Origin of the sequence: Iodobacter violaceini, assembly GCF_011601265.1 — a bacterium.
GTDB lineage: Bacteria > Pseudomonadota > Gammaproteobacteria > Burkholderiales > Chitinibacteraceae > Iodobacter > Iodobacter violaceini.
Map to the genome: position 1 here is coordinate 94,058 of NZ_JAAOLX010000006.1, position 13,911 is coordinate 107,968.

Genomic DNA, 13,911 nt, shown 5'->3' on the forward strand with positions numbered 1-13,911 from the left:
AACGGGGATGCCTGCAGAGGCTCCCCGTTACTATTTAAGCTTTCACATCAGTAAAAACAACAAAAGCAAAAGCCATTGTTTCGGCCTGCCGTTCAGAGGCAGCATTTACATATCCTTATGAAAAACAAGCATTTTTTTGATGCGGCGGGGCTAAATCTGCGACAATGCGCGATTAGTATTGCTCATCAAAGCCATGAATCCCGCTCCTACTGCTATTTCTGTTCTGCCCGCTGGTGTTTTCCCCCGCAAACCCGCCCCCTTCCTGCCTATGAGTCGTGCCGAGATGGACGTACTTGGCTGGGACGAGTGCGACATTATTCTGATTACGGGCGACGCCTATATCGATCACCCCAGCTTTGGTATGGCCCTGATTGGCCGCCTGCTGGAAGCGCAGGGGCTGCGGGTTGGGATTATTTGTCAGCCAGACTGGTTGTCCGCTGACGAATTCAAAACGCTGGGTAAGCCAAGGCTGTTTTTTGGCGTGACTGCGGGCAATATGGATTCAATGATCAACCGCTACACCGCCGATAAAAAGCCCCGCTCCGACGATGCTTATACCGCAGGTGGCATAGGTGGCAAACGGCCTGACCGCGCGGTTACCGTTTATTCCCAGCGCTGCCGCGAGGCCTATCCCGGCGTGCAGATTATGATTGGCGGGATTGAAGCCAGCTTGCGCCGGATCGCTCAGTACGATTACTGGAGCGATAAAGTTCGCCAGTCGGCGCTGATTTATTCCAAGGCCGATATTCTGTTGTTTGGTAATGCCGAACGCGCCCTGGTTGAAGTTGCCCAGCGCGCCGCAGCGGGCGAAAAGCTCAAAGATATGCGGGATATTCGCGGCACCGCCTTTATGACGCCGCAGGGCTGGCTGCCCGAAGGCTGGGTGGAGCTCGATTCCACCACGGTCGATACCCCAGGGCGCATCGATAAGCATATCGATCCTTACGAAATGCTGCCGGAAAAAACAGAAAAAGATATCACTCCACCCAGCGACACCAAGGCGATTCGCATCATCAGCAAGGCCGAGCGCATCGCCGCCAAGCAAGCCGACCGCCAGCACACGGTAATCCGTATTCCGGCCTATGAAGCCGTGGCTTTTGATCCGGTGCTCTACGCCCACGCCAGCCGCACCCTGCATCTGGAATCCAACCCCGGCAATGCACGGGCGATGGTGCAGCAACACGGCTCGCGCGATGTGTGGATTAACCCGCCGCCCATTCCGCTTAGCACGCCAGAAATGGACTATATTTTTGGCCAGCATTTTGCGCGTAACCCGCATCCAAGCTATGGCAAAGCGCATATTCCGGCCTGGGAGATGATTCGCTTCTCCATCAATATCATGCGTGGCTGTTTTGGCGGCTGTACCTTCTGCTCGATTACCGAGCACGAAGGGCGGATTATCCAGAGCCGCTCGGAAGAATCCATCCTGCAGGAAATCGTGGACATCCGCGATAAAACCAAGGGCTTTACCGGGCAGATTTCCGATCTGGGCGGCCCTACCGCCAATATGTATCGCTTGTCGTGCAAAGACCCGAAAATCGAATCATCCTGCAGGCGCTTAAGCTGCGTTTACCCCGGCATTTGCGAAAACCTCAATACCGATCACGCGCCGCTGATTCAGTTGTACAAAAAAGCCCGCAAGATTGATGGCGTAAAGCGCATCACCATTGGCTCTGGCGTGCGCTACGATATTGCGGTGGAGTCCCCTGAATATGTGAAAGAGCTGGCCACCCACCACGTTTCAGGCTATTTGAAAATCGCGCCGGAACACACCGAAGAAGGGCCTTTATCCAAGATGATGAAGCCTGGCATCGGCACGTTTGAGCGTTTTCGCGAGATGTTTGATTATTACTCCGAGCAGGCGGGCAAAAAGCAGAGCCTGATCCCCTACTTTATTGCCGCCCACCCCGGCACCAGCGATGAAGATATGCTCAACCTTGCTTTGTGGCTGAAGAAAAACGACTTCCAGCCCGATCAGGTGCAGGCCTTTACGCCAACACCGATGGCGATGGCGACCACCATGTGGCACACCCGCCGTAATCCGCTCAGAAAGCTGGCCAGAAGCTCGGAAAAAGTAGATGTGATCCGTGACGGACATCGCCGTAAGGTACACAAGGCCTTCTTGCGCTACCACGATTCAGATAACTGGCCTATCCTGCGCGAAGCCTTAATCGCCATGGGCCGTGCAGACCTGATTGGTAACACACCAAGACATCTGATTCCTGCACAGCAGCCTGGCGAGAAATTTGTACACGAAAAAAACAATGTCGTGGTTCGCCGCAGTGATAAACCTAAGGGCAAAAAAACCTTTGGCCGCAGCCGTGATGCGGCGGCGCAGGGCACTAAAAAACGGTAAAGAAACCCCTGTATACAGAGCATAAAAGCCGCCCACGGTAAAAACCCAATCAGACGCTTTAATTTGAAAGGGGGTTTTCTGTGAGCTTTGTGTCTGCAGAAATATATGCCAGAGAGAAATATATGAACTTAGAAAGCCGTATTACCGAGCTGGAAATCAAGCTGGCGCTGCAAGATGAGCTATTAGAAGAATTAAACCGCATCGTAGCCACTCAGCAGCAGCAGATGGATCAGGTAGTGAATGAATTACGCTGGCTGCAACAGCAAGAACCCAGCGGCCCGGCGCAGAAATCCTTATTTGATGAAGTACCACCGCATTATTAATTTCAGCGAATAAAAAAAGGGCATATGAAGCAAAGTTAGCGCTTCATATGCCCTTTTTTATGCTTCAGACATTTAAGCAGGCTTTAAGTAATGCACCAGCAGCTCGCCAAACAGCACACTAAAACCATCCCAGAAAATCTGAATCCCGATGCACATCAAAATAAATGCAGACAGACGCAGAAAAATAATCGACCCCGTGCTGCCCAATAGCTTAAGCAGGCGCTCTGCATGGCGGTAGCACAGATACAAAGAATAAGAAGTAATCGCCACAGCGGTCAGGCTGGCTAAAGGCATAGAAAACTTCTGCAGACCCGGGCCGTTAAAGCCGGCTCCCAGAGCGATCGCTACGGTAATCGAGCCAGGTCCTACCGTAATTGGAAAGGTTAGCGGATAAAAGGCACGCTCACGTAATTCTTCGTTACTGGGGCGGGTGGCCCCTACCTGCAGCATGCCTGCAGACTTATGGCTGTCATCGCCCGAGCTCATCAGTTGCCAGCCCGCCGTCGCCACCAGCAAACCACCGCCGATACGCACAATAGGCAGCGACACACCAAAAAACTCCAGCACATAGCTGCCAATAAACATGCTGATCAGCAGCAAAATAAAACTATAAATCCCCACCCGCCGCGCCAGAATCGTCCGCTCCTGCGAGTTGTAATCCGCCGTCATGGTTAAGAAGATAGGAGCGTGACCCGGCGGATTTAAAATGGGCATTAAAGCGCCAAAAACCAACAGCATATTGCCAAAAAATACGGTTAAGGTTTGCAGCATCTGGATTAAAACCTTGCAATAAACAGCAATGAAAATGGCATTTTAAACGAAGAAAAATATAAAAAATGCCAAAGTATTATGGTTACTTTACCAATTCAAACTGAATCACATAAAAATGATCCTGCCCCGGATAAATTTCTTTAATAAGCTGCTTCAATTCTGGCAAGCCCATATTCTCCTGTGCGGCATGCAAGGGGGTTAAATCCGCCCAATCGGTCTGCGTTACCGACAAAACCTGCACACGACAAAACCAGAGCCCTTCTTCCAAAGTGCTGACTTCCAGAATATCACCGGCCTGCACATTCGCTTCGCTGGAATCACGAATGGTGATGGTTTTGCGTTCTGCGAGAATATCGTCAACAAAACGCTTAAAAAAAGTAATCTTCTGCATACCATTCTTCCCGGGAAATATTACTACACGCTATAAGCAAGAATAAAAACACTCGGCCAGGCCGTCATCTAAAGAAAAAAACATCAAACCACTTTTCGATCAAAGGCTTATAAACAGTCACTTTTGCAATGCCATGTAGATAATCACACAAAAGTGTAGTTGTACTACTTAAATTTACTCTATAAAATTCGTAGTAATACTACATACATAAGAGATACACCATGATCAGCCTGCTAGCCAGCCTTTATCACTTTTTCTTTTCCGCATCACACAATATTGCCATCAACACCCGTGTAAACCGCATCGCCACGATTGATGGCTCAGAAAAAATTGACGGGCTGGTCATGAAAGTTGAGGGTGGCCGCGCTCGCGTATGCTGGAGCAAGGGCGAAAAAACCCAGGAAGACTTAAGAAACCTGGTCACCATTGTCGACTGATCAAAGCAGCACAACAATGGACAAATCAAAAAAGGCTGACCGGGATCAGCCTTTTTTTATGAAACTGCTTTAACCCGCTTCGCCATCCAGATGGCCAGCAAGCCAAATACACAGCTTAAATAGCCTACCCAATCAAAATTAATAATTCTGCCACTGCTGCTTTGCGTCATGATCGTACCTGCCAAAAGTGCGGCCACACCCGAGGCAAAATTTTGCGTTGCTGAATTAAACGCCATTAAACGCCCGCGCATTTGCGGTGCGGTGGCCCCTGTAACCATTGCCGTTGCAGGAATAAACCGCCCGCTTACAAAAACAAAAAATAGTGTGGAAAACAACAGCTGCCATGCCAGCGCTAAAGCAAATGTTTGCGTAACCAAAATCAGCGGCACAAAACTTGCAATCACCAGATAGCCAAGAATACGTGTGGGCGAATAGCGATCAATCAATCCGCCTATAAACGGCCTTGAAAATAAAGTAGCCACGCCCCCCAATAAATACATATAAACCAGCTCATGCGTCGTTAAGCCGGAATTACTGACCATGGTGGATGCGATATAGGGAATCACGCAAAAACCCGATAAAGTCAGCAGGGCAGTTACACCGCAAGCCCACCAGTGATTAATATCAGCAAATAACTCTTTATATCCGGCAAGCAAACCCTGGGGTTCCTTTGTTAAATGGCCTTTAACGGCGGGCAGTAAATACCAGACACCGATCCATACCAGAACACACATCGCCGACAGCGCCACAAAAGGCATGCGCCAGTTAGAGTGTGCAGCAATAAATAAGCCCAGCGGCACGCCCGCCACTGCGGATATAGAAAAGCCCAGCATCACCCAGCTCATTGCCCAGCCCCGGCGCTCTGGCGGAATTAAATCCCCCACGATGGCAAAAATAATCGAGCCAATCACTCCGCCAAAAATACCTGCCAGGCCACGGGCCGCTAATAAACTATAAAAACCTGTCGCCGCCGAGCATGCCATCGTTGCCAGCACCAAGCCTGCGTAACACACCAGCAAAGCCTGCCGCCGGTCAAAGCGATCTGCTAAAGATGCCGCCAATAATGAGGCCACGCCTGCTGCCAGCGAATACGCTGAAACTAAAAACCCAAACCGTGCCGTATCAATATGCATCTCGCGCATTAAATCGGGAGCAAGCGGCATCAGAATCATAAAATCTGCGATAGAGGTAAACATCACCAGCATTAAGACCAGAAGCATGGCCTGTGTACGGCGTTCCGGATTAAGCGATTTCAGCATGCAAAGCTTCCTAAAAATAGAGCGGAGTACTGGCCGGCCATTCCAGCAGGCAGGTTTCAGCCTGAATGGGAAAAAAATACTTTGAAGGGCTTGCTGCCCCTCAAGAAAAACCAAAACTCAGCCGATAAGTAATAAACAACTTTTGAGCACCTGGCCATGAACCCGCTCTCTCTGCTGAATAATCGCACAATCCCGAATCCTTATACGTCTTCCGCAGAAAGCAGCATCGCCCGCACGCAGGCCATTAAACCTGAAACCACAGTACAAAAAAGCAGCGATGCGCTGGCAAGCCGTGCCGAAAATTTAGGCAAAGCCACCACCGATTTAGCACAAAATCTAATGCAAGGTTTTGCCCAACAGCTTTTTGGCGACGCAGCCAAAGGCATGACTTTTCAGTTTGATCAGGCCGAGTTAAGCAGCTCATCCAACTTTGCCGCTGCAGCTCAGCAAAGCGCTGAAGGTGCCGCAGCGGGCTTCAGACTGGAAGACGCCAGCCACTTTAATGGTAAGGGTAAGCTATTTACCGCTGATGGCCGCCAGTTTGATTTTGAGATTGACGTTCGTTATCAATCTATTATTGAAGGGGCCAGCGCCAGCAGCATCCAGCCTGCCGCCGAAACTAAACCCACAAATACCCCCGCAGGCAATCTGAACACACAATTTGCAGACACCGCAGAAAACCTGTTGAAACGCTTAAGCAGCAAGCCTGAGCGCCAGCCATTTCAATTGCTCAAGCAGGGAGAAGATGGCAAATCACTGCTGAAGCTGCTGGGCGATATGAGCTTGCAACTGCTCAACCTGCCCGGCGGGCCACGCTATCTGGATTTAGGCCAGGACGCTGCAAAGCAAGGCTTTCAGGAACAGGCTTAATACAAAGCTATTGCAAAAACTGATCCCAGCCTGGCTTGCTGCCAAAGCGCCCGGCCAGAAAATCTAAAAGGCTGCGCAAAATATTGGGCATATGCCGTCTTGAGGTATACAGCCCATAAATCCCCAGCTCATCAGACTGATAATCCGGCAGTAAATGAACCAGCTCACCCGATTCTATATAGGGTGCTGCGCTGAAAGTGGGCTGATGCGCAATACCCGCCCCAGCCAGAGCCGCTTGTAAAATTACATTTGCATCATTCGCGCTAATCGCCCCGGTCACATTCACCAAAAAAGGCTCGCCATTTTTAGTAAAGCGCCAGCCATTTCTGCCAAAAAAAGCATGGCTTAAGCATTGATGCTGCAATAAGTCTTCCGGATGCAGGGGAGTGCCGTGCTTTGCCAGGTAGGCCGGTGTGGCACACACAACAGACCTGCAAATGCTTAATTTTCTGGCGATCAGATTGGGATCAACATCGTTGGTAATCCGAATCGCTAAATCAATCCGCTCCTCGACCAGATTGATGCTTCTGTCGCCCACAATCAGCTCGACCTGGGTATCCGGGTACTGTGTAACAAAAGCCGCTGCAGCAGCCGCTAAATGCGATTGAGCAAAGGAATTGCTGCTCGCCACACGAATCAAACCATGTGGCGCCGCGTTCAGATTATGCGTGATTCCCTGCACATCATCAGCCAGCTCCAGCATTTGCCTGCATCGCGGCAAAGCATCCTGCCCTGCGCTGCTCAGGCCTGTGCTGCGGGTGGAGCGGTGCAATAATCTCACCCCCAGCCACGCTTCCAGCTCAGCCAGATAGCGGGAAACCATGGCCCGCGACATATCCAGTTTATCTGCAGCAGCCGTCAAGCTTCCCTGATCCACTACCTCAATAAACACCCGCATTGCGGTCAGCCTGTCCATCATCCTGGTAACAGCATGTGCTGCTCCTTTTGCAGATTGATCATCTGCTCGAATTATGCAACAAACTAACGCCTGATTTGGGCTTTTTCTGTGCCCGGTATACAACTAATCTAGCGTCCATTGCAAAACCAAACACATTCAAGGAAACAAATCATGCTTAAACCTGCTGCTGTTTTATCCACACTTGCTCTGTCTTTTGGCCTGATCGCCGCTGCTCAGGCCGCTGAAGCGCCTTTAAAACTTGAAGTTTATGCAAATCCTGATCCAAGCACCTTTGGTGTGGCCTCTACTCTGGTAACAGGTAAGACCGAAGCCATCCTGATTGATGCACAATTTACCCTCGCTGATGCCCACCGTGTTGTTGCCAATATTCTGGCCAGCGGCAAGAAACTAACCACTGTGTATATCAGCCACGGTGACCCTGATTATTACTTCGGCCTTGAAGTGATCACACAGGCTTTCCCTGGCGTAAAAATTGTAGCCAGCGCCCCCACAGTGGCTCACATCAAGCAAACACTGCCAAAGAAAATGGCTTACTGGGGCCCGATCTTAGGAACAAACGCTCCTAAGCACCCGGTTGTTCCTGCGCTGTTATCAGGCAACACACTGACTGTGGATGGTGAAAAATTAGAAGTAGTTGGTCTGGATGACGATAATGCAGAGCACAGTTTTGTATGGATTCCATCGATCAAAACCATCGCTGGCGGCGTATCTGTATTTGGTAACTTCCACCTGTGGACTGCGGACGATGCATCTGTATCCAAGCGCGCACAATGGCTGAAAGTGATTGATAAAATGGAAAGCCTGAAGCCTGAAGTGGTTGTTCCAGGCCACTTTAAAGCCGGTACAACGTTCACTGTTGAGCATCTGCAATACAACCGTGACTACCTGAAAGCCTACGATCTTGAGCTGGCAAAAGCCAAAGACTCTGCAGCGCTGATTGCGGCCATGAAAAAACGCTATCCGGATGCCGGCCTTGGCATGGCGCTGGAAATTGGCGCAAAGGTCAACAAAGGCGAAATGAAGTGGTAAGTACTCACCTGATGTAAAACAAAAGCCCGGAAATCTTCCGGGCTTTTTTATTTAATGATGCGCCAAAGGGCTTACTTCCCTGGGCTTTGCCGCAATCACAGCAGAATGCACGGCATCATCCTGCAGGCCATGCCAGAACACATGTGCAGCGACCGCATGGCTGTGATCATTAATTTGCTGCCATGCACGCACCGCATCACTGGCAAGCTCAAACATCACAATAGAATGATGCTCTTCCAGCGCCTGCGCCACCGTAATCATGCCCGCATCACTCAAATAATCGATCAAAGCCCCCCGTGATTTAGTCGTTCGCTCATCCGTTGTATCGTAAGTCAGAAACAAAACTGCATCGCTTAACTGTGCAGATGCAACACGAATAAAATCAACCCGGGACAAAATACTCACCTTCCCACGCGGACTCTCGTTCTTCATGATAAAACTCCTTCGCCTTAAGCATGGCCTTACTGTGTTCTAGCAGATAAAAATCTGCACACTGGCAAAGAAAGTGCATACTACTGCTAGCTTAAATGAGATAACGCAGTGCAACAAAGCGGAGTATTGTTTATGCGTAAGCAAACTATTTATTGGGGAAAGCCATGGCGCGTACAGCATTAATTATTAGTGGGGGTGCACCCAACTCCACCCTGATCGCAGGGGCCTTAGAAGCCTTTCACGAACTTGGGGTAAAGGTGGATGTTATCTCTACAGCGGGGGCCGGGGCACTGCTTGGCCTGATGTATATTGCTCCGAAGAACGGCGATGTTGTAAGCACACTGCGCGGCCTGAAAGAAATGGGCGTGGCAGATTTTATCTATCGCGCTTTCCCGGTGAACTTTAAAGTTTTTCATAAGCCTGGCCCCATGGCCGGGGCCTACCGCCAGGCGCTGGCGGCCAATCCATTACTGCAAATGATGCAGCAATGGCCAGCCAGCAATCCCTGGGCGCAAACATTAAAAGACGGAGCTGCTCTGGCCTTAGCCAGCGCCAGCCCCAGTGATTTAAGCAGCGATTCACTGGGCCTCTGTGCTCATGTACCCTTTGCCGAACAAATAATTGATTTTGAAGCACTGAAAAACAGCGATGCCCATTTCTGGCTTAATGCCTATAACCTGAGCCAGCATCAAATGGAAAACTGGCCGCGCAGGCAAATTGATTTAAAGCATTTACAAGCCGCATTGTCTTTTCCCTATCTTTATCCGCCTACCGAAATCAATGGCGATTTTTATATCGAAGGCGCAGCAATTGACTGCCTTAACTTTAAAGACCTGCGCAAAAATCACCCTGAATTAGAAGAAATCATTGTTTTTGATTTGCTGGGTGCGGAAAAATTACTCCGCAAACCCAAAGATTTATATGATGCATGGGTGATGTCTATCATTACCCCGCTGGTAGAAATTGCCCGGGACGATATTAAATTATTTGAAGCCCTGCATAGCGACGGCATTACCCTGCATAAAGTACCCTTAATTGATGCTATTGCAGAAAAAGATCTGCCGGATGTATTTGACTGGTCCAGAAGCAATATGGACAGGCTCTATCAGACAGGATATCTGGCCGCAAAAAATTACGCTGCCGCTAAACTGGCACACTTAATGAATTAATATTTACTGGAAGTATTTAAATTAATAACTGTTCTTTTATTTAAATTAAGTTGCTTTACTTTAGGGAAAAGCAACTGATCGAAAAGGCGGCGTTGCAAACCACTTGCCAGCGCCGCCTGTAATGCTTTTTCAATCTGATTTCTGAGCTGGGGATAGCGCGGGGAAACATAAAAAACAAAATCGCGCTCGTAACTTAACAGCAAATCAGGCTCAATCTCTAAATCCGGATGTGCAGCCAAATCATCCAGAATCTCTATCGCACCACGCGGAAAATAATCGACATCCCGGTTACCTGCCGCCAAAAGCTTAAACAAGACTTGCCAATCACCAATTTGCTCATACACAGGCAATTGGTTTTCTTTCCAGACCATCACATCAAACCAGCCCTGAGCCATACCAGCGCGTTTATTCATAGCCTGCAAATCTGCCAGTGTTTTCACTCTGGAATAGGCTGCAGATTGCCCTTTTTTAATCAGCAATAAACGCTGGCCAATCAGGCCAAAGCTTAAAGGAATATCAACGCGTAAGAAACGCTTATCCCGCTCTGCTGTTTGTAAAAACCAGTGTACAGATAAATCACCGCCCTCTAATAGCTTATTGACACGAGCCACAGGCATTTCCGGCTCTGAAATGACATTGACCTTATGCCCTTCTGCCTGTAATGATTCCTGTAATAAACGATGATAATACTGCTGCTGTTGATCACGCCGGTTCATTAAATGAAGATCAATCACTTCCGCATGTGCAAAGCTGACCAGAAATAAAAAGATACATGGCTTATACATAATCTTAGCCTTTAGCTGTCCTTGATTCATAATAGATGAATATTAAATAAAGCCAATAATCCTTTTAGCTGGCTATTAAGAAAATAAAGATAAAGAAAAGCCCAATCAAGCCTAATGTGCTAGTTCTGAATCAACGGTGGCATGCTAATGAACTACTTAATACGATTCATGCGCTCACTCAGCTACCCTGCCCGATTCGCCGTAATGGGCCTTGTAATCGCAATTGGCATTTGTTTTCTGGGCTACTCACTTTATAAAGTGACCGAAACCAACCATCTTTTCTCTGCCCGCGAGCAGCAAGGCATGGCCTATATTCAGCCATGGCTGAGTTTGCAAACCAGCCTGCAAACTCTGCGGGCAGCCAAAGCAGCAGGGCAGCCAGGCAATGACAGCGCGTGGATTGGTGAGTTTGAAAAAACACTGGGTAGTGCGGAGCAAAGCCAGTTAGCTCAGGATTTAAGCTTTGATAAGCAAAGAAGCGCTTTACGCCAGGGATGGGAAGAATTTCGCAAACAAAATGCTACAGATCCCAAAAGCGCTGAGCAAAGCTACGCCACAATATCCAGCCTGATTACCCAACATATATCTGACGCTTGCGATCAATCCAACCTCACCCTTGATCCGGATATTGACACCTATTACCTGATGGATAGCGTTTGCTTTCGCTTACCTGCCTATCAGGATTTACTGGGTGAACATATGGCGCGAGGAGCCATTACCCTCAAAACAGAAAATGCCGACCAGGCCACCCGCCTTATCGAACTAAGGCCGCTTGCCCAGCAAAACCTTAGCTTGATTACCGGAAATCTAATTCGTGTTGGCAGTTACAACGCAGAAATGAATAAGCGTTTTGATGATCATTTAAATACCATGAGCAGCCAGTACAACAAGCTGCAAAGCCAGCTTAGCCCGGAGGCATTAGAAAATCTGAACGCTGAAACATTGCCGGCTCTGTTACAGCAACACTCGCAGGGCAGCAATGCTCAGGCAGAGCTGAATAAAGACCTGCAAGCGGCGCTCAATAAGCTTTTGCAAATACGGGTTGATGGCCTCACCAGCCAGCGCAACAATTATGTGGGCGCGGCGATTGCCGCACTGATACTCACCATTTTGCTCGGCTGGGCATTTTATCGGGCACTCAGTATGCAGCTTGGCAGCGATCCCAATACGGTTGTCGCCCTGGTCAAGCTGATTGCTGCGGGTAATCTGGCCGTGCCGATTCCACCTTCAGATCAGGGCAGCCTGCTGCAAGCCATTGATAGCATGCAAAGCGATTTGCGAAGCATGGTGGCCGAAACGCAAATCGCCACTACATTATTGGGCGATATCGCTATTGAATACGCCAAAACAGTGGCCAGCATTGCCGATATGGCGGTGCGGCAAAGTGAAACAACTCAAATGGTTTCCAGTGCGGTGGAACAGTTATCCACCAGCATCGCGGAGAGTGCATCTTATGCCACCAATGCACTGGAGCTTGGGACAAAATCTGAAGCTCAGGCAATTCAAAGCGTAGCAGAAGTGGACTCGGCATTTGGCCAGATGCAGCAAATTGCCGACAGCATTAACACCGTATCCAGCAGCATTAATCACCTGAGTACCGAATCCACGCGCATATCATCATTGGTGGGCGTGATCCGTGAAATTGCCGACCAAACCAATTTGCTTGCGCTTAACGCTGCTATTGAAGCCGCAAGGGCAGGAGAGCAAGGACGGGGCTTTGCCGTTGTTGCAGATGAAGTACGCAAGCTGGCCGAAAGAACTTCCAGCTCTTCAGCTGAAATTGTTGGTGTTCTCGGCAAGGTTCAGCACGCCACACAAGATGCCGTCAGCAGCATGAACCACAGCGTGGCCGAGGTAGAACGAAACAGCAATATGTCGCAAAAAATCAGCGCGTCAGTAAACACCATGCGCGAGCAAATGAGTGGTGTGGTTGGGCAATTACGCTCAATCAGCGATACCCTGGTAGAGCAGCGCACCGCCAGCGAACATGTGGCGATGCACGTTGAGGCGATTGCCAGGGAAGCAGATGGCAGCCGCGCCTACACCGAAAAAGGCCTGCACGCCTCTGAAGAGCTGCAACATGTAGCATCTCGTTTGCAAGAGAGCGTCAGCAAATTAAAGATTTAAGCAGGCGATGGAGTTGCTTTGTATTCACCACCGCTTTTGCAAAGCGCGGAACGCTCTGATAAACGCTCAGGCACTTTTACGCTGAAATATCCATACCCCGGCTTTTAACTCAGGCGGCAGAACCAGCTTGCTGAGTACGGCGTCTTCCTGCCAGTCAAACGCCGTTTGTGCTTCATAATCGGCCCAATTGCTGGTAATAAAGCGTGAATGGCTGCCCAATACGATATAAGTTTCTACGCTGCGGGTGCGAAAGATCTGTTTTTCAAAACGATTTCCCGATGGCGGCCAAGAGCAAATCACCACCTGTGGATTAAATCGGGCAATGGCGGCGGCAGCATCCAGGCGCTGTACAGATTCGGGATATTGCAGCACTTTTCCCCAGCTAAAATCGTCGCTGGCGGTGATATCCACGCCTTCATCACTTAAAAACCGGCTGAGCGTGCCGTCTCCTGCCGCAATTTCCAAGCAACTGCGCTGGCCGATGATCCGGGCTAATCCTGCAATCAGCCCTCGGCTGTAAAAACAATAAATCCCACGTTTTTCTACCAGCGGCATCAAAAGCCGCTTTTGCCATAAAAGCGGCCAGATGCACTTAAATGCCCGCATCGACACCGGTTTTCTGACTAAATCATGCTCAAATAATAATTTTTGCGCCAGAAAACCATTAAAGAAATTAAACCTTACTTTGCCCTGATATACGCCTGTAGCAGCAGAAAAAGCATATTGGCGCAGGGCGAGTTCCGTCATACGCTGGCGAATTTGAGCACGGACAAAATCTGCAAAAGCACGGCCATTTCGCTCGCCCGATAAAAACCTCGCATCGGGTTTCATTCTCTGTGAAGAGCGTTCAACCAATTGCTTCAGCTCAGCCGGATTGCGCCGCGCAAAAACCGCCGCCAGCTCATCACGCACCAACAGCCAATCCTGTGGGCAAGCCTCGCTTAAAGCTGCCAAACCCGGCCCGCTCTGCAGCCACTGCCACTGCTGCTCAGGGGTTTTATCATTCAAAGCGATACTCCTGAGAAAACCCAAATCTTAAACCA

General features: G+C 49.4%; 14 protein-coding genes. 7 read left to right on the top strand and 7 right to left on the bottom strand.

The window, feature by feature from the left end; genetic code table 11:
* Positions 1–193: 193 nt before the first annotated feature.
* Both HA050_RS12655 and HA050_RS12660 read left to right on the top strand, forming a co-directional pair.
* Positions 194–2,356 (top strand): YgiQ family radical SAM protein, encoded by a 2,163-nt coding sequence (locus HA050_RS12655; protein WP_166826663.1) that lies wholly within the window; start codon positions 194–196, stop codon positions 2,354–2,356.
* Between the two features lie 80 nt (positions 2,357–2,436).
* Positions 2,437–2,679, top strand: coding sequence for a SlyX family protein (locus HA050_RS12660; RefSeq protein WP_308418900.1), 243 nt, complete (start codon positions 2,437–2,439; stop codon positions 2,677–2,679).
* A gap of 72 nt (positions 2,680–2,751) precedes the next feature.
* Here HA050_RS12660 and HA050_RS12665 read toward each other — a convergent pair whose 3' ends face one another.
* Positions 2,752–3,450 carry a MarC family protein gene (locus HA050_RS12665; protein WP_233702956.1) on the bottom strand — a complete coding sequence of 233 codons (699 nt, stop codon included), beginning with the start codon at positions 3,448–3,450 and terminating at the stop codon, positions 2,752–2,754.
* Positions 3,451–3,532: 82 nt separating this feature from the next.
* Positions 3,533–3,841, bottom strand: a complete 309-nt coding sequence (gene yqfB, locus HA050_RS12670) for a N(4)-acetylcytidine aminohydrolase (protein ID WP_115228411.1) — start codon at positions 3,839–3,841, stop codon at positions 3,533–3,535.
* Between the two features lie 221 nt (positions 3,842–4,062).
* Between yqfB and HA050_RS12675 the strand changes: the two genes are divergently transcribed.
* Positions 4,063–4,278, top strand: a complete 216-nt coding sequence (locus HA050_RS12675; protein ID WP_166826666.1) for a hypothetical protein — start codon at positions 4,063–4,065, stop codon at positions 4,276–4,278.
* Between the two features lie 56 nt (positions 4,279–4,334).
* On the opposite strand, the gene HA050_RS12680 is transcribed toward HA050_RS12675, so the two are convergent.
* Positions 4,335–5,537 (bottom strand): MFS transporter, encoded by a 1,203-nt coding sequence (locus HA050_RS12680; RefSeq protein WP_166826669.1) that lies wholly within the window; start codon positions 5,535–5,537, stop codon positions 4,335–4,337.
* Positions 5,538–5,693: 156 nt separating this feature from the next.
* Here HA050_RS12680 and HA050_RS12685 point away from each other — a divergent pair, with 156 nt between their 5' ends.
* On the top strand, positions 5,694–6,407 hold the full coding sequence (locus HA050_RS12685) for a hypothetical protein (protein ID WP_166826671.1): 714 nt from the start codon (positions 5,694–5,696) through the stop codon (positions 6,405–6,407).
* Between the two features lie 7 nt (positions 6,408–6,414).
* Here the strand turns inward: HA050_RS12685 and HA050_RS12690 are convergent, their stop codons facing one another.
* Positions 6,415–7,305 carry a LysR family transcriptional regulator gene (locus HA050_RS12690; protein ID WP_277344404.1) on the bottom strand — a complete coding sequence of 297 codons (891 nt, stop codon included), beginning with the start codon at positions 7,303–7,305 and terminating at the stop codon, positions 6,415–6,417.
* Between the two features lie 171 nt (positions 7,306–7,476).
* On the opposite strand from HA050_RS12690, the gene HA050_RS12695 reads away from it, so the two are divergent.
* The gene (locus HA050_RS12695; RefSeq protein ID WP_166826675.1) at positions 7,477–8,355 is read left to right on the top strand and encodes an MBL fold metallo-hydrolase; all 879 of its coding nucleotides are present in this window, start codon (positions 7,477–7,479) and stop codon (positions 8,353–8,355) included.
* Between the two features lie 51 nt (positions 8,356–8,406).
* On the opposite strand, the gene HA050_RS12700 is transcribed toward HA050_RS12695, so the two are convergent.
* Entirely contained in the window at positions 8,407–8,787 is a 381-nt protein-coding gene (locus HA050_RS12700) for a hypothetical protein (RefSeq protein WP_099398940.1), read from the bottom strand.
* A gap of 164 nt (positions 8,788–8,951) precedes the next feature.
* On the opposite strand from HA050_RS12700, the gene HA050_RS12705 reads away from it, so the two are divergent.
* The gene (locus HA050_RS12705) at positions 8,952–9,956 is read left to right on the top strand and encodes a patatin-like phospholipase family protein (protein WP_166826677.1); all 1,005 of its coding nucleotides are present in this window, start codon (positions 8,952–8,954) and stop codon (positions 9,954–9,956) included.
* Here HA050_RS12705 and HA050_RS12710 read toward each other — a convergent pair.
* The gene (locus tag HA050_RS12710) at positions 9,953–10,741 is read right to left on the bottom strand and encodes a transporter substrate-binding domain-containing protein (protein ID WP_166826678.1); all 789 of its coding nucleotides are present in this window, start codon (positions 10,739–10,741) and stop codon (positions 9,953–9,955) included. The genes HA050_RS12705 and HA050_RS12710 overlap by 4 nt on opposite strands.
* 147 nt (positions 10,742–10,888) lie before the next feature.
* Between HA050_RS12710 and HA050_RS22380 the strand changes: the two genes are divergently transcribed.
* The gene (locus tag HA050_RS22380; protein ID WP_277344406.1) at positions 10,889–12,868 is read left to right on the top strand and encodes a methyl-accepting chemotaxis protein; all 1,980 of its coding nucleotides are present in this window, start codon (positions 10,889–10,891) and stop codon (positions 12,866–12,868) included.
* 66 nt (positions 12,869–12,934) lie between these two features.
* On the opposite strand, the gene HA050_RS12720 is transcribed toward HA050_RS22380, so the two are convergent.
* Positions 12,935–13,876 (bottom strand): SAM-dependent methyltransferase, encoded by a 942-nt coding sequence (locus HA050_RS12720; RefSeq protein WP_166826680.1) that lies wholly within the window; start codon positions 13,874–13,876, stop codon positions 12,935–12,937.
* Positions 13,877–13,911 lie beyond the last annotated feature (35 nt).

Coding starts and splice junctions, on each gene's coding strand:
- HA050_RS12655 (WP_166826663.1), top strand. CDS start 194: ATGAATCCCGCTCCTACTGCTATTTCTGTTCTGCCCGCTGGTGTTTTC.
- HA050_RS12665 (WP_233702956.1), bottom strand. CDS start 3,450: ATGCTGCAAACCTTAACCGTATTTTTTGGCAATATGCTGTTGGTTTTT.
- yqfB (WP_115228411.1), bottom strand. CDS start 3,841: ATGCAGAAGATTACTTTTTTTAAGCGTTTTGTTGACGATATTCTCGCA.
- HA050_RS12675 (WP_166826666.1), top strand. CDS start 4,063: ATGATCAGCCTGCTAGCCAGCCTTTATCACTTTTTCTTTTCCGCATCA.
- HA050_RS12680 (WP_166826669.1), bottom strand. CDS start 5,537: ATGCTGAAATCGCTTAATCCGGAACGCCGTACACAGGCCATGCTTCTG.
- HA050_RS12685 (WP_166826671.1), top strand. CDS start 5,694: ATGAACCCGCTCTCTCTGCTGAATAATCGCACAATCCCGAATCCTTAT.
- HA050_RS12690 (WP_277344404.1), bottom strand. CDS start 7,305: ATGCGGGTGTTTATTGAGGTAGTGGATCAGGGAAGCTTGACGGCTGCT.
- HA050_RS12695 (WP_166826675.1), top strand. CDS start 7,477: ATGCTTAAACCTGCTGCTGTTTTATCCACACTTGCTCTGTCTTTTGGC.
- HA050_RS12700 (WP_099398940.1), bottom strand. CDS start 8,787: ATGAAGAACGAGAGTCCGCGTGGGAAGGTGAGTATTTTGTCCCGGGTT.
- HA050_RS12705 (WP_166826677.1), top strand. CDS start 8,952: ATGGCGCGTACAGCATTAATTATTAGTGGGGGTGCACCCAACTCCACC.
- HA050_RS12710 (WP_166826678.1), bottom strand. CDS start 10,741: ATGTATAAGCCATGTATCTTTTTATTTCTGGTCAGCTTTGCACATGCG.
- HA050_RS22380 (WP_277344406.1), top strand. CDS start 10,889: ATGAACTACTTAATACGATTCATGCGCTCACTCAGCTACCCTGCCCGA.